At 71.1% G+C, this 26097-nt stretch carries 23 protein-coding genes; 11 read left to right on the top strand and 12 right to left on the bottom strand.

What is annotated here, in order from left to right:
* Positions 1–73 precede the first annotated feature (73 nt).
* A complete protein-coding gene (gene map, locus N865_RS09970) occupies positions 74–937 on the bottom strand; it encodes a type I methionyl aminopeptidase (RefSeq protein ID WP_084328117.1) in 864 nt (287 codons plus the stop codon).
* Between the two features lie 78 nt (positions 938–1015).
* Between map and N865_RS09965 the strand changes: the two genes are divergently transcribed.
* Together N865_RS09965 and N865_RS09960 are read left to right on the top strand one after the other, a co-directional pair.
* Positions 1016–1228: a hypothetical protein gene (locus tag N865_RS09965; protein ID WP_034804975.1), complete on the top strand. Its 213-nt coding sequence runs from the start codon at positions 1016–1018 to the stop codon at positions 1226–1228.
* Between the two features lie 101 nt (positions 1229–1329).
* Entirely contained in the window at positions 1330–2553 is a 1224-nt protein-coding gene (locus tag N865_RS09960) for an MFS transporter (protein WP_051510426.1), read from the top strand.
* Positions 2554–2562: 9 nt separating this feature from the next.
* Here the strand turns inward: N865_RS09960 and panB are convergent, their stop codons facing one another.
* A complete protein-coding gene (panB, locus tag N865_RS09955; protein WP_034804974.1) occupies positions 2563–3450 on the bottom strand; it encodes a 3-methyl-2-oxobutanoate hydroxymethyltransferase in 888 nt (295 codons plus the stop codon).
* Between the two features lie 193 nt (positions 3451–3643).
* Here panB and N865_RS09950 point away from each other — a divergent pair, with 193 nt between their 5' ends.
* The 4 genes from N865_RS09950 (at position 3644) to N865_RS09935 (ending at position 11850) form a co-directional block, all read left to right on the top strand.
* Positions 3644–5980, top strand: a complete 2337-nt coding sequence (locus tag N865_RS09950) for an immune inhibitor A domain-containing protein (protein WP_322786058.1) — start codon at positions 3644–3646, stop codon at positions 5978–5980.
* Positions 5981–6188: 208 nt separating this feature from the next.
* Positions 6189–7526, top strand: a complete 1338-nt coding sequence (gene glnA / locus N865_RS09945; RefSeq protein WP_034804973.1) for a type I glutamate--ammonia ligase — start codon at positions 6189–6191, stop codon at positions 7524–7526.
* A 17-nt stretch (positions 7527–7543) separates the two neighbouring features.
* Positions 7544–10579, top strand: coding sequence for a bifunctional [glutamine synthetase] adenylyltransferase/[glutamine synthetase]-adenylyl-L-tyrosine phosphorylase (locus N865_RS09940; protein ID WP_034804972.1), 3036 nt, complete (start codon positions 7544–7546; stop codon positions 10577–10579).
* Positions 10576–11850: an MFS transporter gene (locus tag N865_RS09935; protein ID WP_051510425.1), complete on the top strand. Its 1275-nt coding sequence runs from the start codon at positions 10576–10578 to the stop codon at positions 11848–11850. The genes N865_RS09940 and N865_RS09935 overlap by 4 nt, the downstream gene beginning before the upstream one ends.
* On the opposite strand, the gene N865_RS09930 is transcribed toward N865_RS09935, so the two are convergent.
* Together N865_RS09930 and N865_RS09925 are read right to left on the bottom strand one after the other, a co-directional pair.
* On the bottom strand, positions 11814–12224 hold the full coding sequence (locus tag N865_RS09930; protein ID WP_034804970.1) for a hypothetical protein: 411 nt from the start codon (positions 12222–12224) through the stop codon (positions 11814–11816). The genes N865_RS09935 and N865_RS09930 overlap by 37 nt on opposite strands.
* Positions 12225–12322: 98 nt before the next feature.
* Positions 12323–12679, bottom strand: coding sequence for a UBP-type zinc finger domain-containing protein (locus N865_RS09925; protein ID WP_034804969.1), 357 nt, complete (start codon positions 12677–12679; stop codon positions 12323–12325).
* A 194-nt stretch (positions 12680–12873) separates the two neighbouring features.
* Here N865_RS09925 and N865_RS09920 point away from each other — a divergent pair, with 194 nt between their 5' ends.
* Entirely contained in the window at positions 12874–13068 is a 195-nt protein-coding gene (locus N865_RS09920) for a DUF4177 domain-containing protein (protein ID WP_034804966.1), read from the top strand.
* Positions 13069–13281: 213 nt separating this feature from the next.
* Positions 13282–13473: a hypothetical protein gene (locus tag N865_RS09915; protein ID WP_034804963.1), complete on the top strand. Its 192-nt coding sequence runs from the start codon at positions 13282–13284 to the stop codon at positions 13471–13473.
* A 149-nt stretch (positions 13474–13622) separates the two neighbouring features.
* On the opposite strand, the gene glnA (N865_RS09910) is transcribed toward N865_RS09915, so the two are convergent.
* Positions 13623–15047, bottom strand: coding sequence for a type I glutamate--ammonia ligase (gene glnA, locus N865_RS09910; protein WP_034804960.1), 1425 nt, complete (start codon positions 15045–15047; stop codon positions 13623–13625).
* 189 nt (positions 15048–15236) lie between these two features.
* Here glnA (N865_RS09910) and N865_RS09905 point away from each other — a divergent pair, with 189 nt between their 5' ends.
* Positions 15237–15716, top strand: a complete 480-nt coding sequence (locus N865_RS09905; RefSeq protein WP_034804957.1) for an RDD family protein — start codon at positions 15237–15239, stop codon at positions 15714–15716.
* A gap of 102 nt (positions 15717–15818) precedes the next feature.
* On the opposite strand, the gene N865_RS09900 is transcribed toward N865_RS09905, so the two are convergent.
* The 7 genes from N865_RS09900 to lipB form a co-directional block, all read right to left on the bottom strand.
* Positions 15819–16550: a DUF4191 domain-containing protein gene (locus N865_RS09900; protein ID WP_034804954.1), complete on the bottom strand. Its 732-nt coding sequence runs from the start codon at positions 16548–16550 to the stop codon at positions 15819–15821.
* A 5-nt stretch (positions 16551–16555) separates the two neighbouring features.
* Positions 16556–17581: a lipoyl synthase gene (gene lipA / locus N865_RS09895; protein ID WP_034804951.1), complete on the bottom strand. Its 1026-nt coding sequence runs from the start codon at positions 17579–17581 to the stop codon at positions 16556–16558.
* A 146-nt stretch (positions 17582–17727) separates the two neighbouring features.
* Entirely contained in the window at positions 17728–18807 is a 1080-nt protein-coding gene (locus tag N865_RS09890) for an ABC transporter permease subunit (RefSeq protein WP_034804949.1), read from the bottom strand.
* Positions 18804–19766, bottom strand: coding sequence for an ABC transporter ATP-binding protein (locus N865_RS09885; protein ID WP_034804946.1), 963 nt, complete (start codon positions 19764–19766; stop codon positions 18804–18806). The genes N865_RS09890 and N865_RS09885 overlap by 4 nt, the downstream gene beginning before the upstream one ends.
* Positions 19767–19929: 163 nt before the next feature.
* Positions 19930–21702: a sialidase family protein gene (locus tag N865_RS09880; protein WP_034804941.1), complete on the bottom strand. Its 1773-nt coding sequence runs from the start codon at positions 21700–21702 to the stop codon at positions 19930–19932.
* 155 nt (positions 21703–21857) lie between these two features.
* Positions 21858–23123, bottom strand: coding sequence for a GNAT family N-acetyltransferase (locus tag N865_RS09875; protein ID WP_051510424.1), 1266 nt, complete (start codon positions 23121–23123; stop codon positions 21858–21860).
* 70 nt (positions 23124–23193) lie between these two features.
* The gene (gene lipB, locus N865_RS09870) at positions 23194–23862 is read right to left on the bottom strand and encodes a lipoyl(octanoyl) transferase LipB (RefSeq protein WP_034804938.1); all 669 of its coding nucleotides are present in this window, start codon (positions 23860–23862) and stop codon (positions 23194–23196) included.
* Between the two features lie 60 nt (positions 23863–23922).
* On the opposite strand from lipB, the gene N865_RS09865 reads away from it, so the two are divergent.
* Both N865_RS09865 and N865_RS09860 read left to right on the top strand, forming a co-directional pair.
* On the top strand, positions 23923–24990 hold the full coding sequence (locus N865_RS09865) for a Gfo/Idh/MocA family protein (RefSeq protein WP_034804935.1): 1068 nt from the start codon (positions 23923–23925) through the stop codon (positions 24988–24990).
* Positions 24991–25147: 157 nt separating this feature from the next.
* Positions 25148–26097: serine/threonine-protein kinase (locus tag N865_RS09860; RefSeq protein WP_157557644.1), on the top strand; the 950-nt coding region annotated here is incomplete at its 3' end.

Raw genomic sequence — 26097 nt, 5'->3', positions numbered from 1 at the left:
GCCTGCTTCCTGGTCGGGTCCCGGGTGCGCCGGGGTAGGGGTGATGCTCGCGAGCACCATATTGGAGGAGGGCTCAGGCCTGCGTCAGGATCTCGTTGCCGTCGTCGGTGATGACGATCGTGTGCTCGAACTGGGCCGAGCGCCTGCGGTCCTTCGTGACGACGGTCCACCGGTCGTCCCACATCTCCCACTCGGGCGTGCCGAGGTTGAGCATCGGCTCGATCGTGAACGTCATGCCCGGCTCGATGAGGGTGTCGTAGTGGGGCGCTGCGTCGTAGTGGGGCACGATGAGCCCGGAGTGGAACTCCGTACCGATGCCGTGGCCGGTGAAGTCGCGAACGACTCCGTAGCCGAAGCGCTTCGCGTAGCTCTCGATGACCCGGCCGATGACGTTGATCGCGCGCCCGGGGCGGGCGGCCCTGATGCCGCGCATCATCGCCTCGTGGGTGCGCTCGACGAGGAGGCGGGACTCCTCGTCGACGTCGCCGACGAGGTAGGTCGCGTCGGTGTCGCCATGGACGCCGTGGATGTAGGCCGTCACGTCGATGTTGACGATGTCGCCCTCATCGAGGGGGCGGGTGTCCGGGATGCCGTGGCAGATGACCTCGTTGACGCTCGTGCACACGGACTTCGAGAACGACTTGTAGCCGAGCGTGGACGGGTAGGCGCCGTGGTCGAGCATGAACTCGTGCGCCACCGCGTCGAGCTCGTCAGTGGTCACACCGGGCGCGATCCGCTCGGCGGCCGCCGCCATCGCCTGGGCCGCGATCCGGCCGGCGATCCGCATCTTCTCGATCGTCTCCGCGTCCTTGATCTTCGTGTCGCCGTCCTCACGCGGGTTGGCGACATCGACGTAGTGCGGGCGCTCGATCGAGGCAGGCACCGGTCGGCGGGGAGTCACGGGGTGCGGGGACACACTTGCGTGGAGCAGCGGCATACGGTGGAGTCTAGGTCGTCCGGAGCGGGCGTCCATGAGGGATGCGCGGGCCGTGGCCCATCGGAAGGGGAGTGCGTCATGAGCTTCTGGTACAACGTCGACACCGGCCAGGTCGAGACCGACGAGAACCGCAGTCGCGGCGAGCAGGTCCTCGGACCGTACGCCACGGAGGAGGAGGCGCGCCACGCCCTCGTCCACGCGCGCGAGAACACCGAGAAGTGGGACGCCGACGACCGTGCGTGGCGTGAGAGGGGCTCCACCACCTGGGACGACGAGGAGATCGACGACTGACGCGCCGCCTGCCCTCAGCCCGGCGGTGACAGGGGCAGCGTCGTGCGGCCCGGACGCGGCGACCCGTGACCTGACCGGTCCCTGAGCGGTCGGCCAGGGCGATGCGAAGAGCCTTCAGGCACAACGGTTTTCCGATGCTGTTCGTCGGCACGACGACGTCGATGTTCGGCGACTCGGTCATGCTGCTCGTCTTCAGCATGTGGGTCAAGGAGCTCACCGGCTCCAACGCCAAGGCGGGCCTGACCTTCTTCTGGATGGTTCTGCCGTCCCTCGTCGCGCCGCTCCTCGGGGGCCCGATCGACCGGGTCCGCCGCAGGCCGCTCCTCGTCTGGGGCAACCTCGCGTCGGCCGTGATGCTCCTGCCGCTCCTGTTCGTCCGCGACGCCGGCCAGGTGTGGGTCATCTGGTCGGTCGCCTTCCTCTACGGCGTCTCCTTCGTCGTGCTGCCTGCCGGACTGAACGGCCTCCTCAAGCTCCTTGTCCCGGAGGACGAGCTCGTCGACGCGAACGCCTCGCTCCGGACGGTCAGGGAGGGGCTCCGACTCGTCGGGCCGCTCGTCGGCGCCGCGATCTTCGGCGGCCTGGGCGGCGGCGCCGTGGCCGTGATCGACGCGCTGTCCTTCACGGTGGCGGCCCTGCTCATCGCCCGGATCCCCGTCGAGGAGCCGGACCCGCGCGAGCAGCCGATGGGCGACTACTGGGCCGAGCTGGGCACAGGGGCACGCCACCTCGCGGGCGAGCGCGTCCTCAGACACGTGCTCGTCGCGTTCGCCACCATGCTCCTCGTCCTCGGGTTCGCGGAGGCCAGCCTGTATGCCGTCCTCGACGCCTTTGGGCGGCCGGTCGAGTTCGCCGGTGTCCTCGTCGCGATCGAGGGCGTGGGTGCGGTCGCCGGGGGTCTCGCCGTGCCGCGCATCGTCCGTCGCTTCAGCGAGCCGGGCACGGTGGCCATCGGCCTCGCGCTCCTCGGGTCCTCCTTCGCCGTCGTCGCGACGGCCTCGGCGCCGGCCGTACTCCTCGTCGCCGTCGTGCTCCTCGGCTTCAGCATCCCGGTGCTCTTCGTCGCGTACACGACGCTGGTCCAGCGACGCACGCCGCAGCGGCTCATGGGCCGGGTGGGCACCGCCCTCGAGGTCATCCTCGGCGCGCCGCAGGCGGTCTCGCTAGCCGTCGGCGCAGCGCTCGTCCAGGTGCTCGACTATCGCACCATCTTCGGGCTCATGGCCGGCGTGACGCTGCTCGGTGGGGTCCAGCTGGTGGCCCGGCTCGGCCGGTCCGCCTTCACCCCCGATACCGGGGCCGGGCCCGCCGTCGCCGAGCCCTGACCCCTGCGGTCACGACTCGAAGGAGTGCTCCGGGTCGGGAAAGGCGCGCGTCTCGACCTCGGCGGCATACGTCCTGGCCGCGTCGAGAAGGGTGCCGCGCAGGTCGGCGTACTTCTTGACGAAGCGGGGGGTCCGGCCCGCGCGGAGCCCGGCGAAGTCGGACCAGACGAGCACCTGGGCGTCGGTGACGTTACCGGCCCCGATCCCGATCGTCGGGATGGTGAGCGCCTGGGTCACACGCGCCGCGACGGGAGCCGGGACCATCTCGAGGACGACCGAGAACGCGCCTGCCGCCTCGAGGGCTCGGGCCTCCTCGACGAGCCGGTCGGCGGCGTCACCGCGTCCCTGGACGCGATAGCCACCGAGCTGGTGCTCGCTCTGGGGCGTGAAGCCGATGTGTGCCATGACCGGGATGCCGGCGTCGGTCAGCAGCCGGACGAGGGGGACCATCGGCTCTCCGCCCTCGAGCTTGACCGCATGGGCCAGGCCCTCCTTCATGAATCGGACCGCGCTGTCGAAGCCCTGCTGGAGTGAGCCGCCGTAGGAGCCGAACGGCATGTCGGCGACGACGAGGGCGCGGCGGGCTGCGCGGCTGACCGCGCGGACCAGGGGCACGAGCTCGTCGAGGGTCACCGGAACGGTCGTGTCGTAGCCGTAGACGTTGTTGCCGGCGGAGTCGCCGACGAGGAGGACGGGGATGCCTGCCTCGTCGAAGATCTCGGCGGCATACATGTCATAGGCGGTGAGCATCGCCCAGGGACGGCCCTGCTCCTTCATGGCCTGCAGGTGCGGGATGCGGACCCTTCTGGGAGTGGCGGGCGACGACGCGCCGGCGTCCCGAGGACCCGATCCGTAGGGGTTCGGCTGCTCGGCCTGCTCGGTCGCGTCGTCGCTCATGGCGCCGATGATAGACCGGCCCTGCGCTGTCGGCGGCGGGGCGCCGTCGGCCCGGAGCGCCGGCAGTGTGCACACAATCGGCGATTCCGCACCTTGTGAGAAAAATGGGAATTTTCCCCACATTTCATGTGAGTTGTGTGTTCAGATACGCGAGGCGCCGGGTCCGGCGCGCTTTGAACCAGGAGGACGTATCTTGAACAAGCGCCAGTGGAGCGCTGTGTCGGGTCTGGCCGTGGGGGCGCTCGTCGTCACCGGCCTCACGGCTCCGATGCAGGCTCAGGCAAGCAGCGCGGCCCCGGTCAGCAGTGATCCTGCGGCGACCCAGGCCTCCCGCCCCGACAACCTGCCCAACCCGCTCGCCGAGGCTGCGGCCGCGGAGCGCAAGGACGCCGTCACCAAGCTCATCAAGGGCCAGGCGGCGACGACCACGATCAACGGCAACCGCGTGATCGAGGTCAAGGGCAAGTCCGGCAAGTCGAAGTACATCGACTACCCGGTCAACCGCGAGGAGGACATCTTCACGATCCTCACGGACTTCGGCACTCAGACCAAGGCGCCGCAGGGTGGCACGTCGGGTCCGGTCCACAACCAGATCCCCGCACCCGACCGCACGTTCGACGGCAGCCCGACCGACGACAACTCGACCTACTGGGTCAAGGACTTCAACCGCGACCACTACCAGAACCTCATGTTCGGTGACGGCGAGTCGTTCAAGGACTTCTACCGCAAGCAGTCCAACGGGCGCTTCCTCGCCAAGGGCGACGTGTCCGACTGGGTGACGGTGCCGTACAACGAGGCCCGCTACGGCCACAACCCCGCCACCGACGACGACGGCAACGTCACCGATGGCACGAGCGAGGCCGACGGCTACTGGAACTACATCAAGGACTCGGCCACCGCCTGGTACAACGCCCAGGTCGCAGCGGGCAAGACCACAGGCGAGATCAAGGCCTACCTCGCGCAGTTCGACAAGGTCGACCGCTACGACTACGACGGCGACGGCAACTTCAACGAGCCCGACGGCTACATCGACCACTTCCAGGCCATCCACGCCGGTGAGGGCGAGGAGGCCGGTGGCGGCGCCCAGGGCGCCGACGCCATCTGGTCGCACCGCTGGTACGCCTACTCCACCGACGTGGGTCAGACCGGCCCCGGCTTCAACAAGCTTGGCGGCGTGCCGCTCGGTGACTCGGGCATCTGGATCGGCGACTACACGACCGAGCCCGAGAACGGCGGCCTCGGCGTCTTCGCCCACGAGTTCGGCCACGACCTCGGCCTGCCCGACCTCTACGACACCGCCGGCGGCGACAACAGCACCGCCTTCTGGACCCTGATGAGCGGCGGTTCGTGGCTCAACCACGGCACCGACTCCATCGGCACGACGCCCGGCTACATGGGCGCGTGGGAGAAGCTCCAGCTCGGCTGGCTCGACTACAAGGTCGTCCCCTACGGCCAGGACACGACGGTCAAGCTCGGCGCGGCCAACCAGGCGAACCGGACCAACTACCAGGCCCTCGTCGTCCCGCTGCCGGAGCGCACGGTGACCGCCAAGCGCAACACCCCGCACTCCGGCACGGCCGAGTGGTGGAGCGGCTTCGACGACAACCTCAGCTCGACGCTCGCCCGAACGGTCGACCTCACCGGGGCCACGACGTCCGCGTCGGTCAGCGCGTGGGTCCAGGGCAACCTCGAGAAGGACTACGACTACCTCTACGCCGAGGTCTCGACCGACGGCGGCGCGAACTGGAAGCAGATCGGCTCGCCGATCGACGGCCGCTTCGCGTGGACGCAGACGACGTGGGACCTCTCGGCCTACAAGGGTGCCTCGGTGCAGTTCCGCTTCCGCGTCGCCACGGACGGCGGCGTCTCCAGCGAGGCCTTCATCGACGACGTCGCCGTGACCGTCGACGGCGTGACCGGTGCGGTCGACGACGTCGAGGGCGGTGCCGGTGCGTGGACCGCCAAGGGCTTCTCGATCATCAACGGCACGACGACCAAGACGGTCCAGGACGTCTACTACGCCGAGAACCGCGTCTACAGCGGGTACGACGACACGCTCCGCACGGGTCCGTACAACTTCGGCTGGGGCACGACGCAGCCCGACATGGTCGAGCGCTTCCCCTACCAGAACGGCCTGCTCGTCTGGTTCGCCAATGGCGAGTACACCAACAACAACACCAGCTCCCACCCCGGTGGCGGCGAGGTGCTCCCGGTCGACGCCCGCCCGGCGCCGATCTACCTCAAGAACGCCGACGGCTCGAAGACCCGGCTCGGCAACCGGCGCCAGCCGTTCGACGCGACGTTCGGGCAGGAGGCCACCGACACGGTGACCTTCCACCGCAACGGTGTCGCCACCGAGGTTCCCTCCAGCCCGGCGATCCCGACGTTCGACGACTCCAACCCGACGGCCTACTGGACCTCGCTCAACCCGTGGGCGTCCACCAAGGTGGCCGGCTCCGGTACGACGATGACCGTCGCCAAGACGGTCGACGGCGGCAACGAGCTGCAGGTCATGGTCAAGTTCAAGTGACCTGAACGCACGGCACGGCAGGCGGGCCTCCGGGGAGTCACTCCCCGGGGGCCCGCCTCGTCCGTGGACCACCCGTCCCGGCCACGACGCGAGCCGGCCGTATGCCGCTGAGGCGGCTGAGCGGCATACGGCCGGGTCCCGCGCGGGGAGCGTCTCGAACCGCGTGTGTCTTTACGTCGGCGAAACAGCGATGCGGCAGGATCGACACATGAACCGTCAGGAAGAGTTCGTGCTGCGCACGATCGAAGAGCGAGACATCCGCTTCGTGCGTCTGTGGTTCACGGACGTGCTCGGCACCCTCAAGTCTGTCGCCGTCGCCCCGGCCGAGCTCGAGGGGGCCTTCGCGGAGGGCATCGGCTTCGACGGCTCGGCCATCGAGGGCTTCGCCCGGGTCTACGAGGCCGACATGCTCGCCAAGCCCGACCCCTCGACGTTCCAGATCCTGCCGTGGCGCGGCGACCCGCCCGGCACGGCGCGGATGTTCTGCGACCTCCAGCTGCCCGACGGCTCGCCGAGCTTCGCCGACCCGCGGCACGTGCTCCAGCGGGCCCTGACCAAGGCGGCCGACCTGGGCTTCACCTTCTACACGCACCCCGAGATCGAGTTCTTCCTCCTCCAGCAGGAGCGAGGCGCCGACGGTCGGCCGGTGCCCGTCGACGACGCCGGCTACTTCGACCACGTCCCGCACGGGACCGGCCACGACTTCCGCCGGGCCGCGATCACGATGCTCGAGAACATGGGCATCTCCGTCGAGTTCAGCCACCACGAGGGCGCGCCCGGCCAGAACGAGATCGACCTGCGCTACGCCGACGCCTTGAGCACGGCCGACAACATCATGACCTTCCGGACCGTCGTCAAGGAGGTCGCCCTCACCCAGGGCATCTACGCGACGTTCATGCCCAAGCCCTTCTCGGAGCACCCCGGCTCGGGCATGCACACGCACCTGTCGCTCTTCGAGGGTGACTCCAACGCCTTCTACGAGGCCGGTGCGCCCTACCAGCTGAGCCGGACCGGTCGGCAGTTCATCGCCGGGCTGCTGCGCCATGGCGCAGAGATCACCGCGGTGACCAACCAGTGGGTCAACTCCTACAAGCGGCTCTGGGGTGGCGGCGAGGCGCCCGCCCACCTCACGTGGGGCCACAACAACCGCTCGGCCCTCGTCCGCGTCCCGATGCACAAGCCCAACAAGGGCCAGTCGACGCGGATCGAGGTGCGCTCGCTCGATGCCGCCTGCAACCCCTACCTCGCGTATGCCGTCCTGCTCGGGGCCGGGCTCAAGGGGATCGAGGAGGGCTACGAGCTGCCCCCGGAGACCGAGGACGACGTGTGGAGCCTCACCGACGGCGAGCGCCGGGCGATGGGCATCAACCCGCTGCCGGCCTCCCTCGGCCGGGCTCTCGAGGTGATGGAGCAGAGCGAGCTCGTCGCCGACGTGCTCGGCGAGCACGTCTTCGACTTCTTCCTGCGCAACAAGCGCCAGGAGTGGCTCGACTACCGCCGTGAGGTCAGCCGCTTCGAGCTCGACCGCTACCTGCCCCGCCTCTGAACGGACTCTCGACCCGGATGTCGTCGCGCACCTCCACCACGACCGGCCTGCTCGCCCGGACCGGGTTCTCCGACCCCGCCCGGGCCGCCTCGCTGCTCGACGACCGTGCCCTCCAGCCCGTCGCCGCGGCCGGGGGAGAGGCGGGCCTGCCCGCCGACCTCATCGCCGCGCTCGGCGACACGGTCGACCCCGACCAGGCGCTCCTCGGGCTCGTCCGCGTGCTCGAGTCGCTGGCCGCTCAGGGCGATCCGCCCGGGCACGGCATCAGCGCCGCTGCCGCCGAGCTGACGACGGCGGGAGCCGGGCGCGACCGGGTGCTCGCCGTCCTCGGCGCGTCCACGGCGCTCGTCGACCACCTCGTGCGGCATCCGGAGCACTGGGTCGACACCGCCCGGGCCGCGCGACCCACCGGTGAGGAGGTCCGCGCCGAGCTCGTCGCGGCCGTGACGACCGGACGGGGTGACCGGACCCCGCTCGACGCCCTGCGCGTCGCCTACCGGCGCGGGCTGCTGCGGATCGCCGCCCTCGACCTGACGGCGAGCGACCCCCTCGGCCAGATGCCCGCCGTCGGCGAGGCCCTCGCCGAGCTCGCCGAGGCGGCCCTCGAGGCGGCCCTGACGATCGCCCGCGAGGAGTACGGCCCCGGTCACGAGCGCTGCCGCCTCGCCATCATCGGCATGGGCAAGACCGGCGGAGGTGAGCTCAACTACGTCAGCGACGTCGACGTCATCTTCGTCGCCGAGCCGGCCGCGGGGGTCGACGAGGACGAGGCGCTGCGCATCGGCACCGCGCTCGCGACCGCGACGATGCGGGCCTGCTCCGCACCGACCCCGGAGGGAAGCCTCTGGCCGGTGGACGCGGCCCTTCGGCCCGAGGGAAAGCAGGGACCCCTCGTGCGGACGGTGAGCAGCCACAAGGCCTACTACGTGCGGTGGGCCAAGACGTGGGAGTTCCAGGCCCTGCTCAAGGCCTGGGTGTCGGCCGGAGACCGCGAGCTCGGGCTGCGCTACAAGGCCGAGATCTCCCCGCTCGTCTGGGAGGCGGCGAGCCGGGACCACTTCGTCGAGGACGTGCAGGCGATGCGCCGCCGCGTCGAGCAGAACGTCCCCGCCAACGAGGCGGCGCGTCAGCTCAAGCTCGGTGCCGGTGGGCTGCGCGACGTCGAGTTCAGCGTCCAGCTGCTTCAGCTCGTCCACGGACGCGCCGACCCCAACCTCCGCTCGGCGACGACCCTCGAGGCGCTCGCAGCGCTCGCCCGCGGCGGGTACGTCGGGCGCGAGGACGCGGCAGCGCTCGACCGGGCCTACCGCCACCTGCGCTGCCTCGAGCACCGGATCCAGCTCCACCGGCTCCGGCGCACCCACCTCATGCCCGAGTCGGAGGCCGACCTTCGCCGCCTCGGCCGGGCGATGGGCCATCGCAAGCATCCCGAGCAGGCCGTCGTCGCCGACCGGCAGGCCATCGCCCGCGAGGTCCGGACGATCCACGAGCGGCTCTTCTACCGGCCGCTGCTCGCGGCGGCGGCCCGGCTCAGCCCGAGCGAGGCACGGCTGCGCCCCGAGGCGGCCCGGGAGCGGCTCGCGGCGCTCGGCTTCCGCGACCCTGCCGGGGCGATGCGCCACATCGAGGCGCTGACGACCGGGGTGAGCCGGCGCGCGGCGATCCAGCGCACCCTGCTTCCGGTCATGCTCGGCTGGTTCGCCGACGAGGCCGACCCCGATGCCGGCCTGCTGTCCTTCCGCCGGGTGTCCGACGAGCTCGGCGCGACGCACTGGTACCTCAAGATGCTCCGCGACGAGGGCCGGGCGGCCGACCGGCTCGCACACTGCCTCGCCCGCAGCCGGTTCGCGGCCGACCTGCTCGTCCGATCGCCCGAGAGCGTGGCGATCCTCGGCGACCCGACCGGGCTGGTCCCACGCACCAGGGCCGCGCTGGCCGCGACGATGTCGGCGGCCGCCGGGCGCCGCGAGTCGGCCGCCGACGCGGTCACCGCCGTCCGGTCGATCCGCAGGCACGAGCTCCTGCGCGTCGTCATGGCCGACCTCGTCGGCGAGCTCGACGTGCGCGCCGTCGGGGCGGCGCTCAGCGACCTGGCGGCCGCGATGCTCGAGGTGTCGCTCGCCGTCGCCGTCGGCGAGGTCGAGGCCCGCGAGGGCGGCCCGATCGGGGCCGACATCCTCATCGTCGGGATGGGGAGCCTCGGTGGGGGCGAGCTCGGCTACGCCTCCGACGCGGACGTCATGTTCGTCCACCGTCCGCACCCGGACGCCGACGAGGAGGAGGTCCAGGCGCGCGCGACCCAGGTCGTGCAGGAGCTGAAGAAGCTCCTGTCCGGGTCGGGGCCCGACCCCCAGCTCGGCCTCGACGCTGACCTCCGGCCCGAGGGGAAGAACGGCCCGCTCATCCGCAGCCTCGACTCCTACCGCACGTACTACGAGCGGTGGGCGCTCACGTGGGAGTTCCAGGCCCTGCTCCGCGCGACCCCGGTCGCGGGGCCGGCCGATCTCGCCGACGAGTTCCTCGCGCTCATCGACCCGTTGCGCTGGCCCGCCGCCGGTCTGAGCGCCAGCCAGCAGCGTGACATCCGCACGCTCAAGGCCCGGGTCGAGTCCGAGCGGCTCCCTCGGGGCGCCGACCCGAGCACGCACCTCAAGCTCGGCCGCGGCGGACTCACCGACGTCGAGTGGACGGTGCAGCTGGGCCAGCTGATGCATGCCCACGCGCGCCCCTCGCTCCGGGTCACCGGGACGCTTGCCGCGCTCGACGGCCTCGCCGACGAGGGGCTGCTTCCCGCCGACGACGCCCGGGCGCTGCGGGAGGCATGGCTGCTCGGGACGCGCATGCGCAACGCCGGGGTGCTGTGGCGCGGTCGCCCCATCGACAGCGTCCCGGCGGACCTGCGCGACGCCGACGGTGTCGGCCGGATCATCGGCCGCGCGGCTGGGGAGGCGACGCTCCTCGGGGAGCTCTGGCGGCGTGTGGCCCGCCGCTGTCGGCACGCCACTGATTTCAACTTTTACGACTCCACACCTGGGGGTAGCGTCAAGGCGTGACGCCGAGGAGCAAGCAGGGGAACGGTGTGCCGACCTACGGTGAGGTGCTGCGCGTCCCCGGATACCTCCCGGTGTTCCTCGCCAACGCCCTGTCGATGTGGGGCGACTACATCGCGAGGGTGACGATCGCGGCGGTCGTCTTCGAGCGGACGCGATCGCCTCTCGCCACGGCGACGGCACTGGTCGTCAGCCTCGTGCCGACCTTCTTCGGACGCAGCCTCGTCGGGCCGGTCGTCGACCGCTTCCCGTACAAGCACGTGCTCATCTGGGCGCACAGCGCCCGGGCCGTCTGCGTGCTCGTCCTCGTCGTCCTCGTCGGGACGAACTCGTCGCTCTGGCTCGTCCTCGGGGCCCTGTTCGTGCTCGAGATGATCGGCGGCGCCGCCACCGCCTCCAACATGGTCCTCACGACCGACCTCTTCGAGGACCGGCACCTCTACGCCCGGGCCGTCGGCCTCTCGGCCATGTCGGAGCAGTTCAACCAGGCCGTCGGCCTCGCGGTGGGCGGCGGGCTCGTCGCGCTGCTCGGGCCGCGGACCGGGCTGCTCATCGACTTCACGACGTTCGTCGTCGCCGCCGTCGTCGTGTTCGTCGTCGTCGAGCTGCGCCCGGTCGACGGCGCTCGCGGCAAGGGAGTCCGCGGCTTCCTCCGCGACCTCGGGACCGCAGCAGGCGACCTCGCCCGCCACTCCGTCCTCGCGCGGCTCATGGCACTGAGCGCCGTCGCCACCCTGGCCATCGCCGCCCCCGAGGCGCTCGCCATCCCGATCGCCGGCCAGCACGGGTGGGGTGGGGTGCTCATGGCGTCGCCGATCATCGGGGCCGTCGTCGGCATCGTGCTCATCGGGCGGCGCGACGTCCACGACCAGAACGCCTCGATGCTGCAGCTGGCCATCGCCATGCCGCTGCCGCTCCTCCTCCTCGCGCTCGACCCGCCCGTCTGGGTCGTCGCCGTCCTCTTCTTCGCGAGCGGCATGCTCCAGTCGTTCATGGTCCCGCTCCAGTCGACCTTCGCGCTGGTGACGGAGCCCGCCCTCCGTGGGCGCATCTTCAGCCTGGCCGGAGCCGTGGCAGTCGGCGCCGCCGGCGCGTCGTTCCTCGTCGCGGGGTCGCTGGCCCAGGCGACGAACCCACCCGTCGGCGTGGCGTTGAGCGCCGCCGTCTGCCTCGCCCTGCTCATCGGTGTCGCCCTCACGTGGCCCCACGGACACGTCCGCTCGGCCGTCGACGAGGCCTACGCGACACCCGCGACCCGCTCGCACGCGGCCTGACCCGCGCAACCTGACGAGCCCGAACGAGCGGCCTCGTCGCGGCGGCAGCCGCGCTCGAGGGCAGCGGTCCAGTCGGCCGTGACCGGGTCCTCTCGGCTGGACAGGTCACGGTAGGGCTCGAGGGCACGGACCGTGAGGTGCGCGGAGTCGGCGCGCCCGGTGAGGAAGTGGCCCGGGCCGACGAAGCCGAGAGCCGTGCGCATGAGTCCCTCCAGGACGTCGCGCACGGGCTCCGCGGGGCGGACGACGATGCTGACAGGCCAGCGTCCTCCCTCCTCCGGTGGGAGGTCCCGACGGTGCGCACCAGCCAGCACCTGCGGCGCGGCCGCCTCGATGAGCTCGTCGAAGACAGGGTTCCCGAGGCCCGCGGACATGGCACGCGAGCCTAGCGGGGACCGCCGAGCCCGTCGCGGAGGAGGGGTATGCCGCTGGGCCGGCCCAGCGGCATACGCCTCGATCCGCGGTGGCGGGCTCAGCGGTGCAGGCGGTTCATCCAGTCCGCCGGCACGCGGCCCTCGGGCCCGGGCACCGGCTGGGACTCGGGGTGAGAGGTCGGCGGGGCCAGCTCGGGGCCGCTGCGCATCTCGTCCGAGCCGTAGTCGTAGAACCAGTCCTCGTCCGGCTCGAAGCTCTGGATGAGGCGGTGACCGGTCTGCGCGTAGTGCGCCGAGGCGTGCTGTCCCGGGGAGGAGTCGCAGCAGCCGATGTGTCCGCAGGTCGCGCACCGCCGCAGGTGGAACCACCAGCCCTGGGGCGACAGGTCGTCGCACTCGGAGCAGCCGGTCCCGCTCGGTGGGACCGAGGTGTTGACGGAGTCGTTCTCGCTCATGGGTCCTCGTCTCGATGCAGTCTCGATGTCGGGCACGGGTGTCGGTCCGCACCCAGTCAACCGCACTGGTCCCGGCCTCGAAAGGCCCTGTCCCCGGCCCGGCATCGAGGCCGGCTGGTTCTGCCCGCGCCGAACCGGGGGTCGGCGTGGTCCCCGCCGGGTACGGTCGAGGCAACGCGAGCGGAGGAGGAGCAGTGCCGCAGTACAAGGTCGTGGAGCTTCGAGAGGGCCTCGTCGGAGGCAAGATGTCGGGCGACAAGCTCGAGAAGGTGCTCAACGAGCACGGCTCGAAGGGCTGGAGGCTCAAGGCGATCACCTCCGTCGAGGTGAAGGGCCGCGTCGGGCCGGGAGGCGTGGAGGGGTTGCTCGTCACCTTCGAGCGGGACTGAGACCCGTCAGAGACCCGTCAGAGGCCGGTCAGAGGCCGGTCAGAGGCCGGGCAGAGGCGCGAGGCCCGCCGCGCGGGCGCCGGCAGATGGGTACGGTCGGCGACGCGCCAGACGTCCTGAAGCTCGCTAAACGCCACAGCATGACTCGGCGCGTGTCGGCGCGTCTCACACGAACAGGCAACTCGTGCGGCTGCTCAGGGCTACGGTGCGGGTATGAGCGATGACTTTGGGGGCGGCCTCAGCAAGGGCGTGATCTGGGCGATCGCGCTGGGCCTCGCGGGCCTGGTGTGCTTTGCGCTCGGCGTGCTGTTCAAGGCGCCGGGGATCTACATCCTTGCCCTGGTGCTCCTGGTTGCCTGCGTGGTCATCGCGCTGATCAAGGCGCGGCGATCCAGGAACGGCTGAAGCGCCGGACACAGACGAGTCCGCCCGCGCTGCCGTTGCGGTGGTGCTGGCAGCACGAGCGGACTCGCTGGATTGCACGACGTGCGGACTATCTGCGGCCAAGGAGCGCAGCGTGACCGCAAAAGCGCAGGTCAGACGGCATCTGAGGGTCAGATGTCGAAGTACATCTCGAACTCGTGCGGGTGCGGACGGAAGCGGATCGGGTCCACCTCGTTCTTGCGCTTGTACTCGATCCAGGCCTCGATGAGGTCCTTCGTGAACACGTCGCCCTCGAGCAGGTAGTCGTGGTCGACCTCGAGCGCGTCGAGCACCTCGGGGAGCGAGCCCGGAACCTGCTGGATCGCAGCGTGCTCCTCGGGCGGCAGCTCGTAGAGGTCCTTGTCGACCGGCTCCGGGGGCTCGATGCGGTTCTTGATGCCGTCGAGGCCGGCCATGAGCTGGGCGGCGAAGCAGAGGTACGGGTTGGCCGACGGGTCCGGCACGCGGAACTCGATGCGCTTGGCCTTGGGCGAGGTGCCCGTGATCGGGATGCGGACGCAGGCCGAGCGGTTGCGCGCGGAGTAGACGAGGTTGACCGGAGCCTCGTAGCCGGGGACCAGGCGGTGGTAGGAGTTGACCGTCGGGTTCGTGAAGGCGAGCAGGGACGGCGCGTGCTTGAGCAGACCGCCGATGTACCACCGCGCGATGTCCGAGAGGCCGCCGTAGCCGCGCTCGTCGTAGAAGAGGGGCTCGCCGTCCTTCCAGAGCGACTGGTGCGTGTGCATGCCCGAGCCGTTGTCACCGAAGAGCGGCTTCGGCATGAAGGTGGCCGTGTGGCCCTGCGCCCAGGCGGAGTTCTTGACGACGTACTTGAACTTCATGAGGTCGTCGCCGGAGTGCAGGAGCGTGTTGAAGCGGTAGTTGATCTCCATCTGGCCGGCGGTGCCGACCTCGTGGTGGCTGCGCTCGACGTTGAGACCGACCTGCTTCAGCTCGAGGCAGATCTTGTCGCGGAAGTCGGCGAAGTGGTCGACGGGGGAGACGGGGAAGTAGCCGCCCTTGTAGCGGGTCTTGTACCCCTTGTTGCCGCCCTCCTCCTCGCGGCCGGTGTTCCACGCGGCCTCGACGGAGTCGATGAAGTAGTAGCCGGCGTTCTGCTTCGTCTCGAAGCGGACGTCGTCGAAGACGTAGAACTCGGCCTCGGCACCGAAGTAGGCGGTGTCGGCGATGCCGGTCGACTTGAGGTACTCCTCGGCCTTGCTCGCGATGTTGCGCGGGTCGCGGCTGTAGCGCTCGTCCGTGAAAGGGTCGAGGATCGAGAAGTTCATGACCAGCGTCTTCTCGGCGCGGTAGGGGTCGATGAAGGCGGTGGCGGGGTCGGGCACGAGCTTCATGTCGGACTCGTGGATCGCCTGGAAGCCGCGGATCGAGGACCCGTCGAACATCTGACCAACGGTGAAGAAGTCCTCGTCGACCGACTCAGCCGGCACGTTGAAGTGCTGCATGACACCGGGCAGATCGCAGAACCGAATGTCGACGAACTTGACGTCCTCGTCCTTGATGTACTTGAGGACCTCGTCAGCTGAGCTGAACATCCAACCTCCTGATGTGGGGCGAGGTCGTCACCGGATCTCGACACAACGAGACGAGGGCGACGGCCCCGTGCTGTCGAGGTCGACACTAGTGGCGGGCCATTTCTCGTCAATGACCCGCGTGTTTCGCCGGTGTTACGTCCGGACGCCCCCGACGAGGCGGTCCCGTTCGCGTCTCGTTACGCTGGGTCCGTGGTGGACCGCAAGGATGTCGGATCGTGGCTCGAGGGCCCGCGGGCCCGGACCAACCCGGGAGAGTGGCGCGGGCAACGTCTCGGTATGCCGCAGAGCGGGCCGGGCGCGATCGCCTCCTTCGGTCCCCGGCTCGTCGGCGTCGCCATCGACTGGGCGATCGCGACCTTCATCGCGGCCGGGCTCTTCCACGTACCGCTGCCGTTCTCGGCCGTCACGCCGAAGGGCAGCGACACCTTCGTCGTGCTCGGTGTCTTCGCCGTCATGCACCTGCTCCTCGTCGGGACCCTGGGCTCGACCATCGGTCACCGCGTCGTGGGCCTGCAGGTGCGCTCGGTCGGCGGCGGCCCGGTTCGCCCCCTGCAGGCGCTCGGTCGCACCGTGCTCCTCTGCCTCTTCGTCCCTGCCGTGATCTGGGACGTCGACGGGCGGGGCCTGCACGACCGGATCCCCAACACCGTCATCGTCCGCACCCGCTGACCCGCCCGCGGACACGCAGAAGGGGCCGGCTCCTCGAGGAGCCGGCCCCTTCTGCACACCCGAGCAGCACCCGAGCACAGCTCGAGCAGCGTTGAAGCAGGGTCACTTGCCGCGGAGCGCCTTGCGGTCCATCCGCGCCCGCATCGGGTCGACGCCGGCAGGCAGCGGGGGACGGATGCCGCCGAGCGCCTTGAGGCGCTTGTTGACGAGCGCCATCTCGTCCTTGGTGATCTGGGGCTTGAGGCGCTGGACCTTCCCGGCGAGCTTGGTCAGCGGGATCTCGCCCTCGCCGTTGCCGACGCGGAGGGTCGTGACCGGGACGCCGGGGGCGACGCGCTCGACGCGCTTCTTCTCGGAGGCGAGCAGCTTCTGCACGCGGCTCGTCGGGCCCTCGCCGACGAGGACGACGCCCGGACGCCCGAGCGCGCGGTAGACCATGGCGGCCGACGCGATGTCGCCCGGACGGGCCACATCTGCAGCCACCGGCTCGCGGTCGGTGTACCAGCCGCGGCGGATCGAGGTCAGCGCGGCACCGGCGGCGCCGGCCTGCCCTTCGATCTGGGAGTAGGCGGCTCGCTCGGCCCGGCGGCTCATCATGATCGTCGCCGCGAGCACGCCGAAGAGGACGCCGAAGATGCCGAAAAGGATTGCGTGGCCGAGGATGATGCCGACGACGAGCAGCACGCCGAAGGTGACGAGGAAGGCGAGGAGCATCCACCACCCGATGGTCGGGTCAGCGGTCTTCGACATCCGGTAGACGTCGAGGATCTGGGAGAGCCGTCCCTGCTTCTTCTGCGTGGGCGAGGTGGTGTCGCCGTCCTTGTTGCGTGCCATGGTGATCAGGATACGGCGCTCTCGGCGCGGGCCACCAACGACGCCGCCTCCTGGCGGGCGGGGGACCCGGCAGCCTCGGCGAGGTGGGCCAGGTGGGCCGGGATCTCGCGGCCCCACTTGCGCATGGCCGTCGCCCAGAGGCGCCCGGCGCGGTACGACGAACGGACCAGCGGACCCGCCATGACGCCCTTGAAGCCCAGCTCCTCGGCAACGTCGGACCAGTGGACGAACTCCTCCGGCTTGACCCACCGGTCGATCGGGTGGTGGAGCTTGGAGGGGCGGAGGTACTGCGTGATCGTGAGGATGTCGCACCCGGCGTCGTGGAGGTCGCGGATGGCCTCCTCGATCTCGGCGTCGGTCTCGCCCATGCCGAGGATGAGGTTGGACTTCGTGACGAGCCCGGCCTCGCGGGCCATGGTCAGCACCGTGAGGGACTTCTCGTACGTGAACGCGGGCCGGATCCGCTTGAAGATCCGCGGGACCGTCTCGAGGTTGTGCGCAAACACCTCGGGTCGCGCGTCGAAGACCTGGCCGACGAGCTCGGGCTTCGCACCGAAGTCGGGCGGGAGGATCTCGACGCCCGTGTTGGGGTTGAGCAGGTGGATCTGGCGGATCGTCTCGGCGTAGAGCCCCGCCGCGCCGTCCGGCTGGTCGTCACGCGCCACACCGGTCACCGTGGAGTAGCGCAGGCCCATCTGCCGGACGGACTCCGCGACGCGCCGCGGCTCGTCGAGGTCGAGCGCCGTCGGCCTGCCGGTCGCGATGTCGCAGAAGTCGCAGCGCCGGGTGCACGTGTCGCCACCGATGAGGAAGGTGGCCTCCTTGTCCTCCCAGCACTCGAAGATGTTGGGGCAGCCGGCCTCCTGGCACACCGTGTGCAGGCCCTCGCTCTTCACCATGGAGTGCAGGGCGGTGTACTCGGGGCCCATCTTGGCGGTCGTGCGGATCCACGACGGCTTGCGCTCGATGGGGGTCTCGGCGTTGCGCGCCTCGACGCGCAGCAGTCGACGACCGTCGGGTGCGACAGTCACAGGGGAGCTCCTCGGGGGTGGCGGATGCTGGGCCCCAGCCTACGCCGGGCCCCGAGCACCTCCACATCGGCCGTATGCCGCTGGGCCGGGACCGCGCCCCCAGGAGCGCGACCCGGACCGGCGGCATACGGCCCCGGACGAGCCGGTCAGGTGACGTCGCGGCGGCGGAAGGAGGCGAGCGCGAGGGCGGCCCCGACGAGGGCGAAGGTCAGCAGGTAGACCCAGCCGTGGGTGTAGGTGTTGACCGCCGACTGGCCCGTGCAGCCGTCGGCCCTGCACACGGTCACGACGTATGTCGACCCCTTCTCGAGGAACGCGTCGATGTTGAGCCGCAGCAACCACGGCTGGAGCCGGCCCTCGCCGAAGACGTTGGCGACGAATCCCTCGGCGACGATGCTCCACCCGATGACGAGGCCGATGACCCCCGCCGTGCTCCGGAGGAGGAGGCCGACGACGGCTCCACCGAACCCGCCGAGGGCCACCACCGCGACGATGCGCAGCAGGCTCTCGGTGACCGAGCCACCAGCGGGCGGGACCTCGGGGAGGCCCACTGCGGCATCGGGCCGGTTGACCGTCGTCACGAGGGCCGCGCCCGCGGCCGAGAGCCCGACCCCGAGGACGCCGATGGCGAGGCCGCCGCCGAGTGCGGCGAGCAGCTTGGCCGCACCGACGCGCAGGCGCCGGGGCTGGAAGGTGAGCCAGTTGCCCATGGCGCCGCTCGCGAACTCGGCGGCGATGAAGCTGGCGCCGAGGAGGAAGGCGAGGAAGCCGAAGAAGTAGACCCCGGTCTTCGCGAGGCCGAGCGTGACCTGGTCGCGCGCGGTGTTGAGGAGCCCGAAGCTCTCGGGGCTCGGCAGCGCGAACATCCGGTCGCATCCGAAGGAGGCGTTCGGGTCCTGGCTCTGGGCCGCCGCTTCTCCACGCCTGCACTCCGCCAGCTGCGCGGCCTTGTCCTCTGGGGACATCGCGTCGAGCTGGCGCTGCTGCTCGGCGACCATCGCCCGGTAGTCGTCGAGCCGCTGCGCGATCGCCTCCGGCCTGATCTGCTGGTGGACGGAGTACGTCGCGACACCGACGAGCACGACGACGGCGACGAGCACCGCCTTGGTGAGCCTGCGCCACCAGAGGCGCCGGAGCTCGACACCGACCAGGCCGACGAAGGACGTGCCCGTCGGGCGCACCTCCGCCTTGGCGCGGGCCTCCGCTGTCAGCAGCGTGCCGCTCATGCCGCACCCCCCATGGCCAGGCCGCCGGCTTGCCGGTCGGACTCCGAGCCCAGTCCCTGGTCGGCCGTCAGGGCGAGGAACGCGTCCTCGAGGTCGGGGCGGACCGGGGTCAGCTCGTTGACGTAGAGACCGTGCCCGGCGAGCGCCCGCGTCACCGCGGACGGGTCGTCGGCCGTGACGAGGAGGTGGTCGCCCTCCCGGGTGACCACGTGGCCCTGCTCCTCGAGGATGACCGCCGCCTGGTCGGGGCTGCCCACGCCGACCCGGACCTGTGCCGCCCCTCCGCCACCGAGGATGTCGGCGACCGGCCCCTCGGCGAGGAGGGCGCCGTGCCCGATGATCGAGACCGTGTCTGCGACCTGCTCGACCTCGGCGAGGATGTGCGAGCTGACGAGGACGGTCTTGCCCTGCGCCGCAAGGGCTCTCATCGTGTCGCGGACCTCCCTGATCCCGGCCGGGTCGAGGCCGTTGGTCGGCTCGTCGAAGATGAGCAGCTCGGGGTCCTTGAGCAGGGTCGCGGCGATCGCGAGGCGCTGCTTCATGCCGAGCGAGTACGACGCGAACCGGTCGCGTCCGCAGTCTCCGAGGTGGGTCGCCTCGAGGACCTCCTCCACCCGGCTCGCGGGCGCGCCGATCGCGTCGGCGAGGAGGCGGAGGTTCTGCCGACCCGTGAACGCCGGGAAGAACTTCGGCGACTCGACGATCGCCCCGACCCGGTCGACGACGTCGGGCAGCCGCTTCGGGACCGGCACACCGAAGATCTCGGCCGTGCCCGAGTCGGGGCGGATGAGGCCGAGGAGCATCCGGATCGTCGTCGTCTTGCCGGAGCCGTTGGGCCCGAGGAACCCGTGGACCCCTCCCGCCGGAACGGTCATGGTGAGCCCCTGCACGGCGACGCGGCGGCTCCCTCGACTGAGATAGGTCTTGCGCAGGCTGGTGGTGCGGACGGCGACGTCCATGTGTCCCCCCTGAGGGCCCCGAGTGAGTTGTCAGCGACACCCTAGGGGTTGGGCGGACCTCCGAGGGCGGGACACGGACCCGTGCCCGTGGAGGTCCGGAACGACACGTATGCCGCCGGGCCCGGCCCGGCGGCATACGTGTGCTCGATGCTCGGCGCCTCGCTCAGAGGGCGCCCGAGCGCATGACGACGTCCTCCTGGTGGATCAGCGTCGGCGTGAACTCGGCGCCGTAGAACCAGACGACCTGCTGGACGTTGTTGCTGTCGGTCCAGAAGGCGTGGACGATGCCGTCGGCCCCGACCGCGAGGTCGGTGTAGTCGCCGAAGAAGCCGCCGCCGAAGCCGTAGCGGGTGTTGATCGGGTGCGTGCTGACGACGACCTGCGCCGAGCTCAGGTCGCGGACGACGTAGTCGAGACGCGTGTTGTTGATGTAGTCGCCGAGGGCGTCGCACGTGATGCGCCCGACCGGTGGGGGCGGGCCGCTCGCGCAGGTCTGCCACGGCGAGACGACGTCGCCGCGGTAGGCGCCGAGGTGGACGTGGCCGTCGGGACCCACGCCGACGGCGGGGAAGATGTCCTCCGCCTGGGTCGGGGACGGGGCGTTGAGCGTGCCACCACTCGGCTGGCTGGCCGGGTATCCGACCGAGGTGCGCAGGGCGGGGACGAAGTCCGCTTGCGGCGCCGTCCACGTCGCTCCGCCGTCGGTGGACGTGCTGTAGACGGCGGTGGATGTGCTGCCCATCATCGTCGTCCACGTCGCGTAGAGCGTGCCGTCGGGTGCGACGGCTGCCGCCGGGAAGCTGTTGTCGCGGAAGGCGGTGTCGGTCAGGACGTGGCTGTCGACGACGGTGGCGATGGCGACCGGCTTGCCCCACGTGGCCCCGCCGTCGGTGGACTTCACGACGTAGGTCGAGCTCAGGCTGTCGAGCCGAGTCGCACCCTCGAAGAAGACGTACAGCGAGCCGTCCGGAGCGACGACCGGGCGGGAGCCCTGGTCGAAGAGGACCTTGCCGGAGATCGCCTTGGGCGTCGTGAAGGTCGTGCCTCCGTCGCTCGACGACGCAAAGAAGATCGGCGACTGGACGTAGTTGCCGTTGATCGGGTTGAACACGTAGCGGGTCCACGACACGTAGACGCGGTCACGGAAGGGGCTGCCCACGTGGGAGTCGGCCGCGACCCACTCCTTGTCGTTGAGTACGGCCGGCGACGTCGTCGGGTTGATGAAGGTCGGGGCGCTCCACGTCAGCGAGCCCGAGCCGCTGAACGTGCCGCGGTTGACGGTCACGGTGTTCGGCGGCGACGTCCGGTCGAAGCCGAGGCCGGCGTAGAAGACGGTGCCGCGGCTGTCGAACGCGACGGCCGGGTCGCCGCCGGCGTCGTACGGGCCGCCGGACAGGTGGGTGACGCCCGGGACGAGCGTGCCGAGATGGCCGGGGTCAGTGGACAGTCCCTGCCAGGTCGTCCCTCCGTCGTTGGACACATAGCTGCCGGAGTAGGCGTCCCCGAGCGCGCTGCACGGGGTGCCGGAGACGGTGCACGACCACGTCCGCGTGACGTAGTCGTTGGCGCCGGCGACGACGCGGTTCGGGTTGTTGGGGTCGACGGCGACGGCGGTCTCGTTCTGCGGCGCGGCGGCCGTGTCCCGGTTGACCGTGACGTCGGGCGCGAGGACCGACGTCCCGTCGAGCGGGCTCGAGAGGACGTATGTCGGCGTGATGGCCGGCGAGAAGGGACCGTCGAAGGACGGGTCGGACGACTCCTCCTCGAGGAGGGCGGAGAACCTGACCTGCGGGCTCCCCGTCGCGCGGACCGAGGCGACCTTCCCGGCCAGGGTGGTGATGTCATAGGTGGGCGACGCTGCGGAGGCGGTGCCTCCGGCGACGAGCCCGGCAGCCGCGACGGTCGCCGCCGCGAGAGGTGCGATGAGCTTCTTCACGATCAACCTCCAGGGACTCCTGTGAGGCCGCGCCACAGCGTGGGTGGCCCACGGCGACGCATCCCGAATCTAGACCCGGGGGAAGGAGGGGTCAACGGACCGCCGGCGTAGGTTCGCCGTGGTGGTTGCCGGCCCGCGTGCGGGGCTGCAGGGGCTCAGAACCCGATGGCCGCCGCAGGTGCGAGGTCGGTGCGCAAGGCCCGCCACAGCCGCACGGCCGCACCCGGGCTGCGTTCCGTCACGAGCCCTGCGCGCTGGAGGGCGACGACGTTGCCGCCCCCGAGGTAGGCGGACCCGAGGGCGTCCACGCCCACGTGAAGGTCGGCCACCGCCGTCGACCGCTCGACGGTGGCACTCCCGCCCTCCTCGGCGTGAATGCGCCACGTGCCCTCGTTCCACGGTGCGGCCGGGTCGGACACCTCGACGACGAGGTCGCACGGCGCGCTCCAGGCGCGGGCCGCCAGCGCCTGGGGTAGGTCGACGAGGCGGATCCATAGGTTGTCGTAGGTGGCCACGTCGACGGCGCCCCGGGGTCCGCCGACCCAGCGCAGGAGCGGGTCGTCCACCCCCACGTTGCCGACCTTCACCGCGCCGACGAGGTCGAAGTCCACGAGTCGACGAAGCAGGGCCAGCCGGGCTGCCGGTTCCCCGACGAGGGCCCAGACCACGAGCTCACCGGAGGGACGCGCTCGCTCCCACTTCTGCCTGCGGCGGAACACGGCGAAGCCGACGTCGTGACCGCCTCGACGCGCGAACAGGACGCGCAGGCGCTCCTTCTCACGCAGGTGCTCGGGGAACTCGGTGCCGATCCGCTCGTAGTACTCGATCTCGCCCACGACCGAGCCCGGTTCGGCGAGCTCGAGGTGACAGTCGCGCAGGCGACCCGTGACACCAGGGTCGGACAAGGTCACGAACTGCGTCGTCATGCCGGCCGCGCCATCCTCGAGGTGGGGAGCCGTGAGCTTCGTTCCGCGGCTCAGCGTCACCTCGTGCTCGAGCGAGGCGAGGCCGTAGCCGAACCGTCCGTAGATGGCCGGCTCGCTCGCGTGCAGGGCCGAGACGTGGACGTCGGGGTCCTCGTGGACCTGCTCGAGGTGGTGGCGCAGCATCGCGGTGAGGACGCCCCGGCGGCGGTGGTCAGGGTGGACGCCGACCCAGGTGAGGCCCGCACAGGATAGGTGCCGAGTCTCGGCGGAGGGACCGGGGATCGCGAGCGTCAGGGGGAAGACGCCGTAGATGCCGGGGTACGTACCCGGGTCGGCGCCCTCGACGTGGGCGGCGAAGCGGCGGTCGGGCGGCAGGCCGACGAGCTGGTCCTCCGTCGGGGCGGCCGGGGACTCGAGGAACCACACCGTGTGGTCGGTGGCCAGGAATCGCTCCTGGTCGGTGGCGCGCTCGACATGGATCGGGATCCGGTTCATCTGCTCAGCCAACCGCCGTCACACTCATGCCATCAACCCGTTTTGTGGCGGCTGCGGCCACGTCCGTGGGTCAGTCGGAGGTGCTGAGGACCCGCCCGTTCGGTCGGAGCCCGGGAAGGACGTCGGCGAGGTGCTTCTCGACGTGGGGAAGCACCTCGGTCACCGGCACGTCGCGCCCGAGCTCGAACGACAGCGATGTGACCCCGGCGCCGACGATGCCGCACGGGATGATGACCTCGCCCCACGACAGGTCGGGGTTGCAGTTGAAGGCGAAGCCGTGCATCGCGACCTGACGGCTGACCCGGATGCCGATGGCGCCGATCTTGCGCCGCGGTCCCCGCTCGTCGGCGGCGATCCACGTGCCGCTCTCGCCCTCGACGCGTCCGGCCTCGACGCCGAAGTCGGCGCACACCCGGATCATCATCTCCTCGAGGTGGCGGACGTAGCCGACAACGTCGATCGGGGCCGGGAGCCGGACGATCGGGTAGCCGGTGATCTGGCCGGGCCCGTGCCAGGTGATCTTGCCGCCGCGGTCGACGTCGACGACCGGCGTGCCGTCGACCGGGCGTTCCTGGGGCTCGGTGCGCTTGCCCGCGGTGTAGACCGGCCGGTGCTCGAGCAGGTAGACGGTGTCGGGCTCCTCACCGCTGACGACCTTGGCGTGGGTGTCGCGCTGGATCTGCCAGGCCTGCTCGTAGTCGACGAAGTCGGGGTCGAGACCGAGGTGGACGAAACGCATGCGGTCAGGGTACGCCGCGCGGTCGAGTGCCCCGGGCACCTGATGTGGTTGGGTTGCCGTATGCCGCCCAGCCCGGACCCCACGTCTCCTGCCCTTCGCGTCGGCCTCGTCGGATACGGCTCGGCCGGTCGCGGGATCCACGCCCCGCTCATCGTGCGCGCCGGACTCACCGTGGCAGCGGTGTCGACCTCCAACGCCACGCGCGCCGACGAGGTCCGCGCCGACCACCCGGGTGCAGAGGTCGTCCCCGACCTCGAGGCGCTCCTCGGCGTCGAGGGTCTCGACCTCGTCGTCCTTGCCTCACCCAGCGGCGTCCACGCGACGCAGGCCGAGCAGGTCATCGCCGCCGGCGTGCCGCTCGTCGTCGACAAGCCGCTTGCCGTCGACTCCGGCCTCGCCCTCGGCGTCGTCGACCTCGCCGCCCACCACGGCGTGCCGTTGACCGTCTTCAACAACCGTCGGTTCGACCCCGAGCAGAGGGCCCTCACGACCGTCCGCGACGAGGGGCTGATCGGTGACATCTGGCGGGCCGAATACCGCTGGGACCGCTGGCGACCCGTCCCGAAGGAGCGGTGGCGCGAGCAGGTCGGGCCCGAAGAGGGCGGCGGCCTGCTGCTCGACCTCCACTCCCACCTCATCGACCAGGCCGTGCTCCTCCACGGCGAGGTCGAGTCGGTCTATGCCGAGCTCGACGCCCGGACGACCGTGGGGGAGGACGACACCTTCGTGGCATGCCGGCACGTCTCGGGGATCGTCAGCCACGTCATGGCGAGCTCCGTCAACGGTGCACCCGGCCCCCGGGCCCGCCTCAACGGCTCTGCCGGCGCCTACGTCATCGGCAAGCAGGTCGACGACGTGAGCGCCTTCACCGAGTTCGCCAACGACGGCGACGCCATCGGCTGGATCGTGCGGGGCGACGAGCGAGAGCACGGTCCGGTCGTCACCGGCGCGGACCAGGCCGACTTCTACCGGGCGGTCGCCGGCGCGATCGTGTCCGACGACCCGCAGGTGCGCATGCCCGTGGACCCTCGCGACGCCGTGCACGTGCTCGCGGTCATCGACGCGGCGCGGGTCAGCTCACGCGACGGTCGGGTCGTCCCGGTCCTGACGCCCGGGCAGGCGGACTGAGGCGGACGGCAGGCGCGCGCCGGCCCCACGGGGCTCTCGGGTGGCCGGGCCGGGCAGGTCGGCGCAGGGCGGGCGAGGACGGGTCTGAGCGGGGTCCGGTAGCAAGGCCTGTGGATGACGCCGACGCGTCCGGGCGCGTGCCTGTGACGATGACATCGTGACGCAGCCACCCCAGCCAGCCCAGCCAGCCCAGCCACGTCCCCAGGTCCCCGGACTCCGCGTCGACGCCCTCATAGGGCAGGGGGCCTTCAGCACCGTCTGGTCGGGGGCGGACGCCACCGGCCGTCCCGTCGCCATCAAGGTGCCGACCGGCCCGCCCGACGAGCAGGGCCTCGCCCGTGGGCTTCTCGAGCGACACGTCCTCATGGCGGTCCGCCACGAGCACCTCGTCTCGCTCCGCGACGTCGTCGAGCTCGACGACGGTCGGTCGGCACTGGTGTTCGACCTCGTCCGTGGGATCCTGCTCTCCGCCCTCGTCGGGGCGCGGGGGCATCTCCAGCCGGGTGAGACGGTCACCGTCGTCAGCCCCGTGTGCGAGGCGGTCGCGGCCCTCCACGCGGCCGGGGGAGTGCACGGTGACATCTCCGCACGCAACGTCATGGTGCGCGCCGACGGCCGCCCGGTCCTGCTCGACCTCGGGGCCTCGCACATCGCCGGCCAGGGCTCCGGCGACGTCCACGGCACGCCCGGCTTCGTCGCCCCGGAGGTCCGATCCGGTGACGTCCCGACCGAGGCGAGCGACGTGTTCTCCCTCGGTGCGCTGGCGTGGTTCTGCCTGACCGGCAACGGCGCTCCCGACACCCTGCTCCGCCTCGACCCCGATACCGTCCGCAGTCACGTCGGTCCGGAGCTGGGGCAGCTCGTGGCGCGGTGCATCGACCCCGACCCGTCGCTGCGGCCCTCGTCAGGCGAGGTAGCGCGCCTCTTCTTCGATGCGGCCGCGCCCGAGCCGGTCGAGGTCGTCGTCGGCGGCGACGACGCATCGGCGCTGACACACCGGCTCCGGGCCGCCGCGGCGTCTGAGGCGCAAGCCCGTCCGCGCCGGTCGCGTCGCTGGCCCGGCATCCCCGGCGAGGCCATGGGCCGGCTCGCGGGCAGGGTCCCGGG

It is taken from the genome of Intrasporangium oryzae NRRL B-24470 (genome assembly GCF_000576595.1).
GTDB classification, from domain to species: domain Bacteria; phylum Actinomycetota; class Actinomycetes; order Actinomycetales; family Dermatophilaceae; genus Intrasporangium_C; species Intrasporangium_C oryzae.
Note: the sequence above shows the minus strand (reverse complement) of the source record. Positions and strands in the feature narration are given on the sequence as shown.

Excerpts from the sequence above, each read along its gene's own strand:
- map (WP_084328117.1), bottom strand. The coding sequence starts at position 937 with ATGCCGCTGCTCCACGCAAGTGTGTCCCCGCACCCCGTGACTCCCCGC.
- N865_RS09965 (WP_034804975.1), top strand. The coding sequence starts at position 1,016 with ATGAGCTTCTGGTACAACGTCGACACCGGCCAGGTCGAGACCGACGAG.
- N865_RS09960 (WP_051510426.1), top strand. The coding sequence starts at position 1,330 with ATGCGAAGAGCCTTCAGGCACAACGGTTTTCCGATGCTGTTCGTCGGC.
- panB (WP_034804974.1), bottom strand. The coding sequence starts at position 3,450 with ATGAGCGACGACGCGACCGAGCAGGCCGAGCAGCCGAACCCCTACGGA.
- glnA (WP_034804973.1), top strand. The coding sequence starts at position 6,189 with ATGAACCGTCAGGAAGAGTTCGTGCTGCGCACGATCGAAGAGCGAGAC.
- N865_RS09940 (WP_034804972.1), top strand. The coding sequence starts at position 7,544 with ATGTCGTCGCGCACCTCCACCACGACCGGCCTGCTCGCCCGGACCGGG.
- N865_RS09930 (WP_034804970.1), bottom strand. The coding sequence starts at position 12,224 with ATGTCCGCGGGCCTCGGGAACCCTGTCTTCGACGAGCTCATCGAGGCG.
- N865_RS09925 (WP_034804969.1), bottom strand. The coding sequence starts at position 12,679 with ATGAGCGAGAACGACTCCGTCAACACCTCGGTCCCACCGAGCGGGACC.
- N865_RS09915 (WP_034804963.1), top strand. The coding sequence starts at position 13,282 with ATGAGCGATGACTTTGGGGGCGGCCTCAGCAAGGGCGTGATCTGGGCG.
- glnA (WP_034804960.1), bottom strand. The coding sequence starts at position 15,047 with ATGTTCAGCTCAGCTGACGAGGTCCTCAAGTACATCAAGGACGAGGAC.
- N865_RS09900 (WP_034804954.1), bottom strand. The coding sequence starts at position 16,550 with ATGGCACGCAACAAGGACGGCGACACCACCTCGCCCACGCAGAAGAAG.
- N865_RS09890 (WP_034804949.1), bottom strand. The coding sequence starts at position 18,807 with ATGAGCGGCACGCTGCTGACAGCGGAGGCCCGCGCCAAGGCGGAGGTG.
- N865_RS09885 (WP_034804946.1), bottom strand. The coding sequence starts at position 19,766 with ATGGACGTCGCCGTCCGCACCACCAGCCTGCGCAAGACCTATCTCAGT.
- N865_RS09875 (WP_051510424.1), bottom strand. The coding sequence starts at position 23,123 with ATGAACCGGATCCCGATCCATGTCGAGCGCGCCACCGACCAGGAGCGA.
- lipB (WP_034804938.1), bottom strand. The coding sequence starts at position 23,862 with ATGCGTTTCGTCCACCTCGGTCTCGACCCCGACTTCGTCGACTACGAG.
- N865_RS09865 (WP_034804935.1), top strand. The coding sequence starts at position 23,923 with ATGCCGCCCAGCCCGGACCCCACGTCTCCTGCCCTTCGCGTCGGCCTC.